The sequence below is a fragment of the Ruegeria sp. H4 genome, assembly GCF_056533065.1.
Map to the genome: position 1 here is coordinate 431,082 of NZ_JBQFOC010000001.1, position 13,870 is coordinate 444,951.

A 13,870-nucleotide genomic window follows, 5' to 3' on the forward strand; every position below is an offset into this window, starting at 1 on the left:
TGCTTTATTTTTGATCAAATCCAATGGGCTGGTTCCAGTTTCGATACCTATGGCTTGCGGGGTTTAACCCTTCGTGGAACCATAGTCGTTACCATCAAAAAACGCAAAACTTGATCAAATCTGAAAAACCGGGAAAATACCCGGACATTTGCAGGGAGAAAAAAATGACAATCAAAACGCTGACGCTGACAGCGGTCATCGCATTGGGGACTTCGGCAGCCTTTGCTGAAGAGGTGCGTGTTTACAATTGGTCCGACTATATTGACGAGGACCTGCTGGCGAAGTTCGAAGAAGAGACCGGCCTGACGCTGATCTATGACGTCTTCGATAGTAACGAGGTACTGGAAACCAAGATGCTGGCCGGTGGGTCAGGCTATGATGTTGTGGTGCCGTCCGGCACTTTCTTGCAACGTCAGATTCAGGCTGGCGCGTTTCAGGAACTGGATGCCGCCAAACTGTCGAACGCTGGCAACCTTTGGGACGTGATTCAGGATCGAACCGCCGGGTATGATCCGAACAACGCCTATTCCATCAACTACATGTGGGGCACCACCGGCATCGGTGTGAATGTCGGCAAGGTCAAAGAAGCTTTGGGCGACGACGTGGCCCTGAACAGCATGGACCTGGTTCTGAAACCCGAAAACATGGAGAAGTTGGCCTCTTGCGGTGTACATTTCCTGGATGCGCCGGCTGAAATGATACCGATGACGTTGCAGTATCTGGGTGAGGATCCTGACAGCCACGATCCAGATGTCATCGCCAAGACGGAAGAAGTGCTGACGGCTGTACGCCCACATATTCAGAAATTCCACAGTTCGGAATACATCAATGCGTTGGCTAATGGCGATATCTGCGTGGCCGTTGGCTGGTCCGGTGACATCCTTCAGGCGCGGGACCGTGCGGCCGAGGCCGACAATGGTGTCGAGATCGAATATCACCCCTTCGCCGAAGGCTCGCTGATGTGGTTCGACCAGATGGCCATTCCAGCGGATGCGCCAAATCCCGAGGGCGCGCACAAGTTCCTGGACTTCATCCTGGACGCCAACAACATGGCTGCCGCGTCGAACTATGTGTACTACGCAAACGGCAACAAGGCTTCGCAGGAGTTTCTGGAGGAAGACGTGATCGGTGATCCGGCGATCTATCCGGATGATGCGACGATGCAGAACCTCTATATCACGACGCCCTATCCGTCGAAAACACAGCGGGTCGTGACCCGCCTGTGGACCAAGATCAAGTCAGGCACCTGATCTTGCGGCGCGGGGCGAAACAACGCCCCGCGTTTTTCTTTGCCGTACAGAAATACGGGGGCCGCTTTGAACTCTGATGTCTTTGCGCCGTGGGAAGACCCACAGGCGAAACCACTGATCCAGTTCCAGAATGTTACCAAACGGTTCGGGGGCTTCACTGCCATCGACAACCTGTCGCTGGAGATTTTCGAACGGGAATTCTTTGCTCTGCTCGGCCCATCGGGCTGTGGCAAGACCACGATGATGCGAATGCTGGCGGGGTTCGAAACCCCGACCGAGGGACACATCATGCTGAGTGGACAAGACATTGATCCGATCCCGCCGAATAAGCGGGCGGTGAATATGATGTTCCAGTCCTACGCGCTGTTCCCGCATCTCAGCATTTGGGACAACATTGCCTTTGGGCTGCGCCGGGATAACATGCCCAAGCATGATCTGGAGGATCGGGTCGAGGAAATGTTGCGCCTCACTCGTTTGGAACAGTTCGCCCGTCGTAAACCGCACCAGATTTCGGGTGGACAAAGGCAGCGGGTCGCTTTGGCACGGTCGCTGGCGAAGGCTCCGAAGCTGTTGCTGTTGGACGAACCCCTTGGCGCGCTGGACAAGAAACTGCGACAGGACACGCAGTTCGAACTGATGGATATTCAGGAAAAAACCGGCACCACCTTTGTGATCGTTACCCATGATCAGGAAGAGGCGATGACCGTTGCCAGCCGTGTAGCGGTGATGGATCAGGGCAAACTGATGCAGGTCGCCACGCCGGATCGTATCTATGAAAACCCGAACTCGGTCTACGTGGCCGACTTCATCGGAGATGTGAACATCATCGAAGGTCGTGCAACATCGACAGGTGATGAGACCTATCAGATCGATTGGGCCGAAGGACAGGCACCCCTGACTGCGACATCGGGCACTGAGCTTTCGAATGGTCAATCCTGCCATCTCGCAATCCGGCCCGAGAAAGTGACAATCTCGACCGATCGCCCGGCCGAAGCAATCAACGCGGTGCAGGGCAAGGTGCTGGACATTGCCTATCTTGGTAACCTCTCGACCTATCACGTGGAACTGTCAAACGGCACGATCATCAAGGCGCAATCTGCCAACACGCGCCGTATCTCGCGCCGATCCTTTACTTGGGAAGACCCGGTCTGGCTGTCTTGGACAGCAACGGCTGCGGTTTTGCTGGCGAACTGATGCGTCGCGCCCTGCTGATCGCAGTTCCCTATGTCTGGCTGCTGGCGCTGTTCATGGTGCCGTTCTTCATTGTGTTGAAGATATCGCTGTCCGACACTGAACTTGCGATCCCGCCCTATACGCCGACGCTGGACCTGTCACAGGGGTGGGCTGGCATCCGAGATTTCTTCAGCCAGTTGGATTTCGAGAACTTTATCTGGCTGACCGAGGATGACCTGTATTGGAAAGCGTACCTGTCCAGCGTCAAAATCGCACTGATCTCGACCATTCTAACGCTGATTGTGGGCTATCCAATCGCCTATGGTATGGCCCGCGCGCCCGAAGAATGGCGGCCAACATTGATGATGCTGGTGATTCTGCCCTTCTGGACCTCGTTCCTGATCCGCGTTTATGCGTGGATGGGCATCCTGTCGAACGAGGGCTATCTGAACCAGCTTCTACTCTGGACGGGTATCATTTCAACGCCGCTGACCATTCTGAACACCAATACGGCGGTCTATATTGGCATCGTCTACACCTATCTGCCTTTCATGATCCTGCCGATTTACTCGGCGCTGGAGCGAATGGACGAATCCCTGATTGAGGCTGCCGAAGATCTTGGATGTTCTCGACTACAAGCCTTCTGGCTGGTCACAATTCCCTTATCGCGCCCCGGTATCATCGCCGGTTGTTTCCTTGTGATGATTCCGGTGATTGGTGAGTTCGTGATCCCGTCACTCCTTGGTGGATCGGGTACGCTGATGATCGGCAAGGTTCTGTGGGAGGAGTTCTTCTCAAACCGTGACTGGCCCGTGGCCAGCGCTGTGGCCGTAGTCTTGCTGTTGATCCTTGTGATCCCGATTGTGCTGTTCCAGCGCAACCAGCAAAAACAGACGGAGGCCGAGCAATGAGCAAGCTAAGCTGGTTCAATGCCGTTTCGCTGACGATGGGGTTTGCGTTCCTGTATATCCCGATGATCATCCTGATCATCTTCAGCTTCAACGAAAGCAAGCTGGTCACCGTTTGGGCCGGGTTCTCGACCAAATGGTACGGCGAGTTGGTCCAGAACGAAGCGTTTCTGGACGCCGCCTGGGTTACCGTCCGGGTTGCAGTGTTTTCGTCAACGCTTGCCACCATTCTGGGCACCGCTGCGGCCTATGTGCTGGTGCGTGGAGGCCGCTTCTTTGGGCGAACCCTGTTTTCGGGCATGATCTATGCACCGCTGGTGATGCCCGAGGTGATTACTGGCCTCTCACTGCTCTTGCTGTTCATCGGGATCGGTTTGGACCGGGGTATTCTGACCATCGTGTTGGCGCACACGACATTCTCAATGTGCTTTGTGTCGGTTGTCGTCTCGTCGCGCCTTGTGACATTTGATCAGTCTTTGGAAGAGGCCGCATTGGATTTGGGCTGTTCCCCTGCGCAGGCGTTTCGCCTTGTGACCTTGCCGATCATCGCTCCAGCCGTGATCTCGGGCTGGTTGCTGGCCTTTACCCTGTCGCTGGACGATCTGGTGATTGCGTCCTTCACATCTGGCCCATCGGCGACCACCTTGCCGATTAAGATATTCTCAGCTGTCCGGCTTGGGGTCAGCCCCGAAATCAATGCGCTTTCAACTATCATGATTGCGGTGGTCACGGTGGGGGTGATCACCGCATCGCTGGTCACCAAACGAGCGATGATGCGACAGCGGCAGGATGAAATGGCCGCTGCCCGCGCCGAATGAAACGCATCTATCCCGCCTACACCTACGGCCCCGGCCCGCGTGAGGGCTGTTGGTGGGATGAGACCTGCCCCAGCCCTGAGTGGCCGGAACTGAACGGTGATCAGAGAGTAGACGTCGCCATCATTGGCGGTGGTTTCACTGGAACATCTGCCGCGTTGCACCTTGCCAAAGCAGGGGCTTCGGTCGCCGTGCTTGAAGCGGAAACCCCAGGTTGGGGCGCATCGGGGCGCAATGGTGGTTTCTGTTGTCTGGGGGGATCAAAACTGAGCCACAGGGCCTTAGAGCGCCGCTTTGGGCAGGACAGTGCCGCCGCTTATGAACAAGCAGAACATGATGCCGTCGCATTAGTGGCCGCCTTGCTTGAGGAATATCAGATCGCGGCTGATACGCATTCAGTTGGTGAGACCCAGCTGGCGCATTCGTCACGCGCGATGGCGAAACTGCGTCGTTCCGCAGACCAAAACGGCACCTTGCACGAGCAAGAGGATTTGCCGGGGTTGGGCCTGAATGGCCCGTTTTATGGCGGGTACACGACTCCGGTCGGGTTTGGATTGAACCCTCGGAAATACCTATTTGGGCTTGCTCAATCCGCAGCCGAATTGGGGGCGGTGTTTTATCAGACCAGCCCTGCGCAGACGGTCGAAAAAACCTCATCGGGTTTTGAGCTTGAGCTGCCCAAGGGACGCGTGCAGGCCGAACAAGTGCTGATCTGCACCAACGGCTATTCCAGTGAGGATGTTCCCGATTGGATGTCAGGCCGATACATGCCTGCGCAATCGACGGTTCTGGTTACGCGGCCTCTGACCGAGCCCGAGAAGGCAGCGCAGGGCTGGACCTCGGACCAGATGTGTTATGATACGCGGCATCTTCTGCACTACTTCCGTCTCATGCCGGATGGGCGGTTTCTGTTTGGAATGCGAGGGGGGTTGCGATCTTCCGAGGCGTTCGAGAAGGCGATCAGGGACTTGGTGCGGCGGGATTTCAGACGGATGTTCCCTGCATGGTCCGAGGTTGAGATCACCCATATCTGGTCGGGTATGGTGTGTCTTTCACGTTCGCTGTTGCCTTATGCGGGGCGCGTTCCGGGGCAACCGGGCCTGTTCGCGGGGTTTGCGTTTCATGGCAACGGTGTTGCGATGGGCAGCTATTGTGGCCGTGCGTTGGCGCGATTGGCTTTGGGGCAGGCGACGGGTCTGCCAGAGCCGATGACGCAAACGCCCGCTCGGTTCCCGTTGGGGCGCATGCGGCGCGCTCTGTTGCCGCCCGCCTATGCGGCTATGGCGGTTGCTGATTGGTGATCTGCAGCTAACGCAACGCCTCAACTTCAAGCTGAAACCCACGTTCATAGTCCGGGGCACCATTTTCCATCCGCCACAGGCAATAGGCGGCCATGCGCCAGGCGAACCACGGTCGGAGCTGTTCGTATCGGGGCAGGATGTCGGGGTCTCCGTAAGCACTTAGAAAGCGGTTTTCCTGATCTCCGTCCAAAGGCGCACCCCGATAGAGCAGTTGCATCGCCGGGGACAGGAACATTGCCAGGTCTTCACATGGGTCGCCCAATGCCGGGCATTGCCAGTCAATCAGCGTCAGCCCGGATGCAGCGACCAGAATATTGCCGGGCACCGGGTCGCCGTGAATCAGGCCTAGGTTCGCCGTTGGCGTGACTTCGTGATTTGGTCTAAGGCTTAGCAGTTTGTCGCGGGTTTCGGGGGCACAAAGGTCCAGGATGTCTTGCCCATGTCGCGCAAGATCGGCACTCCCATTACAGCCCGCTGGCGCTGTTACTCTGACCGCTGACTGATGCAATTGCCGGAGCAACAATGCAACGGGCGCAGGATCATCGTCCCAAGGGGCGCCGGGCGCATGATCGTACAAAACCCAATGATCGGCATGATAACCACCGGCAGCGCATAGACGTGGCACAAACCCCGTAGGTTCCAATGCGGTAAGGCATCGTGCCTCTAGCGCGGCGTCGTTCCGAAACAGCGGGTTTTGCAACGAGGATCGATAGAGTTTCAGAACGCGGTCGCCGTCTCCTCCCAGAACCTTCCAGACCTGATTGGTCCGCCCGCCGTAAAGCGTTTCGAAACGCGCATCGTTTTGCACCAGCTTTTGGTCGGAAAGCTGTTGAACAAGATCAGGCGGTGGTGAGGAAAAGTTTGGCAGGGTCAAAACCAGTACTAGGGGCGAATCGCGATCCGCCTAGGTTTGGCCTGCGCTTCTGATCAGATCAAGCGCCTGATCGAACCCCGCTCACCTGATGTGTGGGAACAATCTGCCCGCCTTCGAGGGTCAGCAAGATCGAATCCGTGCCAATCTGCGCTTCAACAACCCGGCCGTATGAGGCGACAGGTGTTTCAGACAAGCGCTCTCCATCTTGATAGCTGCTAAGGGTTGCGGTGTAGTTCCCCGGCGGCAGCGGGTTGCCATCAGAATCGGTGCCGGCCCAGGTAAATTCGGTCTGATCAAGCGGGACATCCGAGATGGAAACCACTTCTCCATCAGCGTCCCGCACGGTCAGCGTAGCTTGATCCGCAGCTTCATGCGGAGCCGCAAACAGCGTCACCGGTTGGCTATCGAAGCTGAACCCGGATGTTGACCGGACATCCATGCCGACCCAATTCGCCAGTTCGCCCAGGTTCAGGCTGCCCATGCTGGAGGTGAGGGACGCCAGCAAATCATTGGTCTGAACTTGCTGTTCCACCATCGAAAACTGCGCAAGTTGCGAGGCGTATTCGGCTGAATCCATCGGGTCCAGCGGATCCTGATTCTGGGCTTGTGTTGTCATCATCAACAGGAAGGTTTCAAAATCTGAGGCGATCGCACTGATCTTTGACCCTGAGGTTGCTTGCGACTGAACCGGTGTCTGAGCGGCCTGTGTTGGATTGATCATGTTCAAAGCCTCATATCTATGCCCCGGCCCGGGGCGGTGTTCTTTGGAAACGGTGCAGCCTGCGCACCATGGTCCTGGGGCGTCAGGTCGAAGCTGTTAGCCTGTTGATGATCGAGCGGATTTTGCTGCGAATCCGAGGAATTCCCGAGATCAAATGACAGGTCGCCATAACCCAATTTCTGAAACTCCTCGGATAGTACAGCGATATGGCGGCGCATCAGGTCCAGTGTCTCGGGCCGTTCAGCCGCAATTGTCAGGTGAAACCCGTCCTCGCGACCATTCAGAACAATGGAAACGCGCCCCAATTCTTCGGGGTTCAGGGCAATCTCGATTGCGCCCGAACCAGGCCGCGCCTGTATGGCTGCGGCGATTTGGCCCGCGATTGCCCGCGCAACCTCGGCCCGCGCCGCCTGTGCAGATGCGCTGAGCGGTGCTGCCGAATCGCGGGCTGATTGCAACACAGGCTCATCACCCAAGGCAGCAGTAGGTTCGCCGGTATCGACTTTTAGAGCCTGTTCTGCGTCTCGCTGCCGGGCAGTGGCGCTCAATTGCAATTGCGCGACGCTGATGCCGACTGCCCCGGGGGGCACAGTTTGTGCTGGCTTCTGCTGTTGCGTGGCGGTGGGATTCGTATCCGGGGCTTTGTCAGCAGGCACCGCATCGATCTGGACGGACCTGTCTTTTGCTTGCGTTGTAGCGGTGTGTACTGCGATCACACTGGTGTCGGGACGATTGGCCACATCCTTATGAGCCACGAGGGTTTCCCCTTGTGGCTTTGGGTGAACTTGCTGCGCTGGGTCTGCAGGCCCGATCCTCGATTTGGGCATCACGCTATGTGCCGATTCTGGCGGAGTATCCACCCCGCCACGTCCCTGCAGCGGCTGCCAGATAGCCTCATTCCCCGGCTGTGTTTGTGTCGCGGCGATTGCGAGTTCCGTTTTCCCAACCTCAACAATGTTTTGAGTTTCGAGACGCGGGGTCGGGTCAGATGCGACAACATCCGGGTCCAAAGAATCACCTTTGACCGGGCGGATATCGGTTTCGGCCGCCACCGGAGCATCTTGATCCTCTGGCAGATCTTCGGACGAGATTTCCAGCTCAGGTGGCGCGTCCTGTTCATCAAGAATATCCTGAAACTGGCTCCCGGCTTTGTTATGGCGCGCTTTCTCTGCGCCCGCCTCGGGTCTGACGGTCGAGGTTGTGGCAGCTGTCATCAGTGTAAGCGGGTTGGGCATTTTGCTCCGGGCTCCGTCATGTCTGATCAGAAATCTGCCCGCAGGAAGTTACGTTTATTTTAACTGCTTTCACCTTTGATCGAGAAAGTTCGATGTAAATTTCGGAGAAAGCGATGAAGGTCACGGCGCTGCCCCAACCGGTTCAAACCAACGCAGATAAGCTGCAGGCCGCAGCGGTCGAGCTTGAGGCGACATTTCTGGCTGAGATGCTGAAATCCGCAGGGCTGGGTGAATCGCGCGATTCCTTCGGTGGGGGTGCAGGTGAGGATCAGTTTTCATCTTTCCTTGTCCAGCATCAGGCCCAGCAATTGGCCCAGTCGGGCGGTGTCGGTCTGTCCGAAATTCTGTTCAATTCAATGATGGAGAAATTCAATGACGGCTGAACCAAGCATGACGCTCATTAAATCTTTGGAAGAGATTCTGGATCTTGAACGCACTGCGCTGGTGGATGGCGATCTGGACCGCCTGACGCATATGGTGCCGGAAAAAGAGAAACTGATCGGCGCGATCAATGATCTGCAAGTGCGCGACAGTGCCGATCTGATTCGGGTTCAGCAGAAGGTCGAACGTAATCAGGCTTTGTTGAACAGCGCGGCAGATGGCATCCGCGCCGTTGCCGCCCGAATGGCCGAACTGCGCCGCGTACGGCAGGAGTTCAGCACCTATGGGGCCGACGGGCAACGCAGCGGCTTTGCAGTTCGCAGCCACGCAAAGCTCGAAAAACGGGCTTAGTGCCGTGTTGATTCAAATCTGAAGTTTCGGGATCGGGCATCTTAGCACTCCGTTAGGGGATCAGCGCCAAAAGTATCCCTGCACCTGAAATCAGCAGGTGGCGCGAATGGCCGCAGGGCGCATCGCACAGGTCAGAAAGACAGCCAAGCCTGCAGTTCTCTGCGGGGTGAACATGGGCGCAAATCGCCCGAAGTGAAAGGATGACAGCAATGTCCAGCATTCTGACAAACAATGGCGCAATGGTTGCGCTGCAGACCCTGAAGTCGGTCAACAAAAATCTGGCGATGACGCAGAACGCTATTTCAACAGGTAAGGACGTCGCAACTGCCAAGGACAACTCGGCGGTCTGGGCGATTTCGAAAGTGATGGAGTCGGACGTCAAAGGCTTCAATGCGATCAAAGACAGCCTTGCATTGGGTGAGTCGACTGTGGCGGTTGCGCGGAACGCATCTGAAACTGTGACCGACCTTTTGACCCAGATGAAAGGCAAGATCGTCGCCGCGCAGGAAGGTAACGTCGATCGGGCCAAGATCAATGATGATGTGACAGCGTTGCGGGATCAGATTGCATCGGTTGTTGGTGCTGCACAGTTCAATGGTTTGAACCTTGTGGATGGTTCTGCGGGTACGGTTTCGATCCTGTCTTCGCTGGACCGTGATGGCACTGGTGCAGTCAACTCGGCGTCTATCTCGGTCGCAAGCCAGGATCTGTCCATCGGTGGTTATACCGCCAAAGGCGTGCTTGCAGGTTCGGATGGTGCGACCACCGATAACGATGTGGCTGGGTTCACCATGGACCGCACAGCCGGCACCGGCGATATCTTGATCGACAGTTCCACTGACAACTTCGAAGTTGGCGACCGGGTCTCGATTCGGGTCGGCGATCAAGAAGTGTCTTACACCATCCAGGACAGCGATCTTGATCCTTCTGGAACATATGACGAGAACTATACCGACGCATTGGTGGCGGTTGGCCTGAAGAACGAGATTGATGCGCTTGGCATCACTGGATTGGCGGTTGACTACGACTCGTCGGGCGCTCCGAATACACTGTCCTTCGCAACAGGTACGGCGGCTGCCGGGGCTGACGCGGATCAGGATATTTCGGTATCTGCTCAGTTCTCAAATGCCGGTTCGGGTGGTCTGGGTGCGCTTAGCTCGATTGACGTATCCACCGATGCAGGTGCCGCTGCTGCACTTGGCACGATTGAATCGCTGATCGACACGTCGATTGACGCAGCAGCTGCTTTTGGTTCGGCCCAGGGTCGGATCGAGACCCAGCAGGATTTCGTGTCCAAACTGACGGATTCCTTCAAATCCGGCATCGGCGCGATGGTTGATGCGGATATGGAGGAAACCTCGGCCCGTCTGCAGGCGCTGCAGGTCCAGCAGCAGTTGGCGACCCAGTCGCTGTCGATTGCCAACCAGGCACCGCAGTCGATCCTGTCGCTGTTCCGCTAATCCCGGAGCTTGGCCGGGGCGCGGTTTTCGCGCCCCGGTTCTGACCGCCTGAAGACGGCCAATTGGAAGGATTTCAAGTGACCCCGCAAATGCTTGCTCACAACGCTTATGCGCAAACTGCCGCTCCTATTCGTACACCACGAGACACCGAATTCGAGGCGATCTCGAAAATCACACGCCGCCTGAAAGCGGCTGCAGCCAGCAAGACAACAGATTTCGCCGCGTTTGTGCAGGCCGTACATGAAAACCGTCGCTTGTGGACGGTTCTGGCGACGGGCGTTTCAGATTCCGACAACGCCTTGCCCAATGAATTGCGCGCGCGGATATTTTATCTGGCAGAATTCACGGAACACCATAGCAGTCAGGTCCTTGGCAACAACGCCACCGTGGAACCATTGTTGGAGATCAATACGGCGGTCTTGCGCGGCCTGCGACAGGGTGGGGCGGCATAATGGGGGGCCTTGTTCTGAAACTCGCCCCGAAAGAGAGGGTTCTGATCAACGGAGTTGTGATCGAAAATGGGGACCGTCGCAGCCGGTTCTCGATCATGACGCCTCAGGCCAATGTTCTGCGGCTGCGAGACGCGATACACCCCGATGAGGTTAACACCCCTGTCCGGCGCGTGTGTTATGCCGCACAACTTGTTCTGTCAGGTGATATGGACCCTGTTGAAGCGCGTCAGCAATTGCTGCGCCGGGTCGAGGAATTGAGCCAGGTTTTTACTGACTCCGACAGCCGCCGTGTGCTGGGCGAGGCCACGGATGCATTGGTAGGCGAGCAATACTACAAATGCCTCAAATCCCTTCGCTCACTCTTGCCGCGGGAAGAGCGTTTGATGGCCTATCAGCAATGACATTCCAACCCGTCATACCAACGGGTGGATTGGTCGGATGGCGTTTCCTCCAGCGAACTTATGAGTCGCAGTTTCAGGCTTTTTCGAGCTCGAACATCAACGAGCGCGAGAACCGCTACTTCCTGGAAAACATCGGCAAGATTGAAACGGCCGAGCAGCTGGTCTCAGACCGGCGTCTGCTGCAGGTCGCGCTGGGAGCCTTTGGTCTGGAAGGGGATCTCGACAATCGGTTTTTCATTCGTAAGATTCTGGAAGACGGGACCAGCGCAGATGACGCTCTGGCCAATCGGTTGGCCGACAAACGGTACCGGGAATTCTCGGACGCGTTTGGGTTCGGACCAGGTCAAGTACGGCGAACCGGCTTTGCATCTTTGATGGAACAAGTTGCTCAGGACAACATGACGGCCAGGTTCGAGATTTCGGTTGGTGAATCGGATGAGACCATGCGGATCGCCCTCTATGCACAACATGCGCTGACCGAGTTGGCGCAAAAAAATGTCAGTACCGACACCAAATGGTTCGATCTGATGGGTTTGCCTCCGCTGCGCAGCATGATGGAAACGGCGCTGGGGTTGCCCTCATCTTTTGGGCAGTTGGATATCGATAAGCAGTTGGTCGAATTCAAGGACAGGCTGCTTCGGTTGACCGGGTCTGATGATCTGGCGCAATTCACCGAAGAAGACGCGGTTACGAGATTGACCGACACCTATCTGGCGCGCAGTCAGATCGCACAGTTGCAGAACACTACCTCGCCAGCACAGACCGCGCTTATCTTGCTTGGGGCGGGATAGGCAGAACCTGGTACTCAACCACCAGAGCTTTCAGGCGTTCCACTCGGAAGATTGGCCAATGCCATGGTAATAGGCGAACCGCTCTGGCGACGAAGAAACCGCTGCCGGGCTTGCTAAGAATTCAGTATCTCATCCGCGGATGTGCGCAGGGCGTAAGAGTTAACAGGCTTTGACACATTGTGCAGGGCAACTGCACCCAAGGGTTGCGCATGGGCACAGGCAGGGGCGATATCTTCGGACACAACAATGCGATGGCCGACCGTTTTGCCAAACTCACCTAGTCGTGCTGCCACATTTGCTGCGTGGCCGATGACTGTAAAATCCAGCCTCTCGCGCGATCCGACATTGCCATAAGTCACGCGCCCATAGGCGAGCCCGATTGAACAATCGCAGTGAATATCGGTGCCCGATTGCCGCAACTCGCCCAACCGTTCGACGATATCAATCGCCGTGCGCTGCGCGCTTTCACGCGCGAGGTCTGGGTTATCCAACGCCGGGAAAACTGCAAGCACAGCGTCGCCGATGAATTTCAGCACTTCGCCACCGTTTTCATGAACGATTTCCGAGACAGTTTCGAAAAACTCATTCAAGAGATTGATATAGGCTTCACGCCCCAGCTGTTCCTCCAGACTGGTGGAGTTGCGCAGGTCACAGAACATGATCGCGGCGTCGATCTCATCGCCGTCACCACGCCGGATTTCACCGCCCAGAACCCGCGCGCCTGAACGTTTGCCGACATAAGTTTCCAACAGCACCTGCGCATTTTCGCGCTGCATGAACACTTCGTAATAGCGCGCGATGACCGATGAGCATTCAAACACCAGCCCCAAGTTTTCGGTGGTAAAGCCGTTGGGGTGGTCGCAGGTGAGGGTCAGAACATTCGTGCGCCCATCTGAGAAAGGCAGGGGCATCGCTACGTAGTCTGTCGCACCTTTCTCACGCAAATCTTCCATGATGGGAAAGCTGTTATGCGGGTTTTCATCATTCAACCGCTGGCGCACGCCACCGAGCCCGTTGGAAACGTGGCGCAACGGGCTGTTGATAAAGGCAGGGTGGTCATAGATTTCATAAGTTGGTGCGCGGGTCAGGATCTCCTCCTGATCCTTTTCCCATATAAAATGCTTCCCCGCGATCAGCGGGTGCAGAGACCAGGCAAGGATGCTGAGGCGTTGGATCGCGATCCCGTGTTCCAGCATTTTCTCGGCCAGAGCTTTGGTAAAAGCCTCGGGCGTCGTCGCGGCCGAGGCACCGCGCATCAACCAGTCGATCAACGGGCCGCTGATGTTTCCGTCATCGGGATCGCGCAGCTGGTTCGGACCCAGGTCGATATCGGTGTAAGCGCCCGGCATAAATCCGATATGGCCCTGAATGGCGATGCTTTCTGGCAAAGCCTCCTCATAGGCCCAGACGGAATTGGCCAGATACTCGCCTTGCACGGTGATATCATGGTAAGTCGCGGTGCCCTTGAACGGACAGAAGGTCTGCAGCTCGGTCTCGGCGCCCAGATCGACACATAGGTCATCGCGGGGGATGTAGATGGTCGGCGGCAGTCGAGTTTCATACATCACCTTGGCGTTGTGGCTTTCGGCCAACAATGTATCGTTCCGATAAATGGCAATCTTGCCCTTTAGCGGTTCAACCGAGATTCCATAGCCCGTGGTTCTTGGTGTGGCGTGGACGTTCATGATCGACCTCCCTTGCCATGGGTCCACAAAGAATGGGGCCTTACGCCTTTCATTCCAAGAGGGATCATGCAG

Annotated in this window: 15 protein-coding genes; 11 read left to right on the forward strand and 4 right to left on the reverse strand. The window is 56.6% G+C overall.

The features are described 5' to 3' along the window. Window positions 1–164: 164 nt before the first annotated feature. The 5 genes from ACR0KG_RS02120 to ACR0KG_RS02140 all read left to right on the forward strand — a co-directional run bounded on the left by ACR0KG_RS02120 (window position 165) and on the right by ACR0KG_RS02140 (window position 5,447). A complete protein-coding gene (locus tag ACR0KG_RS02120) occupies window positions 165–1,250 on the forward strand; it encodes a polyamine ABC transporter substrate-binding protein (RefSeq protein ID WP_480826349.1) in 1,086 nt (361 codons plus the stop codon). Between the two features lie 66 nt (window positions 1,251–1,316). Then, window positions 1,317–2,444 (forward strand): ABC transporter ATP-binding protein, encoded by a 1,128-nt coding sequence (locus ACR0KG_RS02125; protein ID WP_480826350.1) that lies wholly within the window; start codon window positions 1,317–1,319, stop codon window positions 2,442–2,444. Next, complete coding sequence (locus ACR0KG_RS02130; protein WP_480550637.1) at window positions 2,444–3,334, forward strand: ABC transporter permease subunit; 891 nt, start codon at window positions 2,444–2,446, stop codon at window positions 3,332–3,334. The genes ACR0KG_RS02125 and ACR0KG_RS02130 overlap by 1 nt, the downstream gene beginning before the upstream one ends. Then, window positions 3,331–4,149, forward strand: coding sequence for an ABC transporter permease (locus ACR0KG_RS02135; protein ID WP_480550639.1), 819 nt, complete (start codon window positions 3,331–3,333; stop codon window positions 4,147–4,149). Before ACR0KG_RS02130 ends, ACR0KG_RS02135 begins: the two co-directional genes overlap by 4 nt. After that, window positions 4,146–5,447: an NAD(P)/FAD-dependent oxidoreductase gene (locus ACR0KG_RS02140; protein ID WP_480826351.1), complete on the forward strand. Its 1,302-nt coding sequence runs from the start codon at window positions 4,146–4,148 to the stop codon at window positions 5,445–5,447. Before ACR0KG_RS02135 ends, ACR0KG_RS02140 begins: the two co-directional genes overlap by 4 nt. Window positions 5,448–5,454: 7 nt before the next feature. On the opposite strand, the gene ACR0KG_RS02145 is transcribed toward ACR0KG_RS02140, so the two are convergent. From ACR0KG_RS02145 to ACR0KG_RS02155, 3 genes are read right to left on the reverse strand one after another with little or no spacing between them, the layout of a single operon-like run. Next, the gene (locus tag ACR0KG_RS02145; protein ID WP_480826352.1) at window positions 5,455–6,321 is read right to left on the reverse strand and encodes a phosphotransferase; all 867 of its coding nucleotides are present in this window, start codon (window positions 6,319–6,321) and stop codon (window positions 5,455–5,457) included. A 58-nt stretch (window positions 6,322–6,379) separates the two neighbouring features. After that, window positions 6,380–7,042 carry a flagellar hook capping FlgD N-terminal domain-containing protein gene (locus tag ACR0KG_RS02150; RefSeq protein ID WP_480550645.1) on the reverse strand — a complete coding sequence of 221 codons (663 nt, stop codon included), beginning with the start codon at window positions 7,040–7,042 and terminating at the stop codon, window positions 6,380–6,382. Between the two features lie 2 nt (window positions 7,043–7,044). Further along, window positions 7,045–8,277 (reverse strand): flagellar hook-length control protein FliK, encoded by a 1,233-nt coding sequence (locus ACR0KG_RS02155; protein WP_480826353.1) that lies wholly within the window; start codon window positions 8,275–8,277, stop codon window positions 7,045–7,047. A gap of 113 nt (window positions 8,278–8,390) precedes the next feature. On the opposite strand from ACR0KG_RS02155, the gene ACR0KG_RS02160 reads away from it, so the two are divergent. The 6 genes from ACR0KG_RS02160 (at window position 8,391) to ACR0KG_RS02185 (ending at window position 12,113) form a co-directional block, all read left to right on the forward strand. Beyond that, on the forward strand, window positions 8,391–8,660 hold the full coding sequence (locus ACR0KG_RS02160; RefSeq protein ID WP_170533505.1) for a rod-binding protein: 270 nt from the start codon (window positions 8,391–8,393) through the stop codon (window positions 8,658–8,660). Next, on the forward strand, window positions 8,650–9,009 hold the full coding sequence (locus tag ACR0KG_RS02165; protein ID WP_353008959.1) for a flagellar biosynthesis protein FlgN: 360 nt from the start codon (window positions 8,650–8,652) through the stop codon (window positions 9,007–9,009). Before ACR0KG_RS02160 ends, ACR0KG_RS02165 begins: the two co-directional genes overlap by 11 nt. Window positions 9,010–9,218: 209 nt before the next feature. Further along, window positions 9,219–10,469: a flagellin N-terminal helical domain-containing protein gene (locus ACR0KG_RS02170; RefSeq protein ID WP_170533499.1), complete on the forward strand. Its 1,251-nt coding sequence runs from the start codon at window positions 9,219–9,221 to the stop codon at window positions 10,467–10,469. 77 nt (window positions 10,470–10,546) lie between these two features. Further along, complete coding sequence (gene flaF / locus ACR0KG_RS02175; protein ID WP_480543164.1) at window positions 10,547–10,921, forward strand: flagellar biosynthesis regulator FlaF; 375 nt, start codon at window positions 10,547–10,549, stop codon at window positions 10,919–10,921. Further along, window positions 10,921–11,322 carry a flagellar biosynthesis repressor FlbT gene (gene flbT, locus ACR0KG_RS02180; protein ID WP_353008964.1) on the forward strand — a complete coding sequence of 134 codons (402 nt, stop codon included), beginning with the start codon at window positions 10,921–10,923 and terminating at the stop codon, window positions 11,320–11,322. Before flaF ends, flbT begins: the two co-directional genes overlap by 1 nt. Beyond that, window positions 11,319–12,113 carry a DUF1217 domain-containing protein gene (locus ACR0KG_RS02185; RefSeq protein WP_480543162.1) on the forward strand — a complete coding sequence of 265 codons (795 nt, stop codon included), beginning with the start codon at window positions 11,319–11,321 and terminating at the stop codon, window positions 12,111–12,113. The genes flbT and ACR0KG_RS02185 overlap by 4 nt, the downstream gene beginning before the upstream one ends. 113 nt (window positions 12,114–12,226) lie before the next feature. Here the strand turns inward: ACR0KG_RS02185 and ACR0KG_RS02190 are convergent, their stop codons facing one another. Continuing rightward, window positions 12,227–13,798 (reverse strand): DUF427 domain-containing protein, encoded by a 1,572-nt coding sequence (locus ACR0KG_RS02190; RefSeq protein ID WP_480543160.1) that lies wholly within the window; start codon window positions 13,796–13,798, stop codon window positions 12,227–12,229. Between the last annotated feature and the right edge of the window lie 72 nt (window positions 13,799–13,870).

What these genes read in the sequence shown, in the direction of transcription:
- ACR0KG_RS02130 (WP_480550637.1), top strand. Translation starts at nt 2,444, where the DNA reads ATGCGTCGCGCCCTGCTGATCGCAGTTCCCTATGTCTGGCTGCTGGCG.
- ACR0KG_RS02120 (WP_480826349.1), top strand. Translation starts at nt 165, where the DNA reads ATGACAATCAAAACGCTGACGCTGACAGCGGTCATCGCATTGGGGACT.
- ACR0KG_RS02185 (WP_480543162.1), top strand. Translation starts at nt 11,319, where the DNA reads ATGACATTCCAACCCGTCATACCAACGGGTGGATTGGTCGGATGGCGT.
- ACR0KG_RS02150 (WP_480550645.1), bottom strand. Translation starts at nt 7,042, where the DNA reads ATGATCAATCCAACACAGGCCGCTCAGACACCGGTTCAGTCGCAAGCA.
- ACR0KG_RS02190 (WP_480543160.1), bottom strand. Translation starts at nt 13,798, where the DNA reads ATGAACGTCCACGCCACACCAAGAACCACGGGCTATGGAATCTCGGTT.
- ACR0KG_RS02135 (WP_480550639.1), top strand. Translation starts at nt 3,331, where the DNA reads ATGAGCAAGCTAAGCTGGTTCAATGCCGTTTCGCTGACGATGGGGTTT.
- ACR0KG_RS02165 (WP_353008959.1), top strand. Translation starts at nt 8,650, where the DNA reads ATGACGGCTGAACCAAGCATGACGCTCATTAAATCTTTGGAAGAGATT.
- ACR0KG_RS02140 (WP_480826351.1), top strand. Translation starts at nt 4,146, where the DNA reads ATGAAACGCATCTATCCCGCCTACACCTACGGCCCCGGCCCGCGTGAG.
- ACR0KG_RS02160 (WP_170533505.1), top strand. Translation starts at nt 8,391, where the DNA reads ATGAAGGTCACGGCGCTGCCCCAACCGGTTCAAACCAACGCAGATAAG.
- ACR0KG_RS02155 (WP_480826353.1), bottom strand. Translation starts at nt 8,277, where the DNA reads ATGCCCAACCCGCTTACACTGATGACAGCTGCCACAACCTCGACCGTC.
- ACR0KG_RS02170 (WP_170533499.1), top strand. Translation starts at nt 9,219, where the DNA reads ATGTCCAGCATTCTGACAAACAATGGCGCAATGGTTGCGCTGCAGACC.
- flbT (WP_353008964.1), top strand. Translation starts at nt 10,921, where the DNA reads ATGGGGGGCCTTGTTCTGAAACTCGCCCCGAAAGAGAGGGTTCTGATC.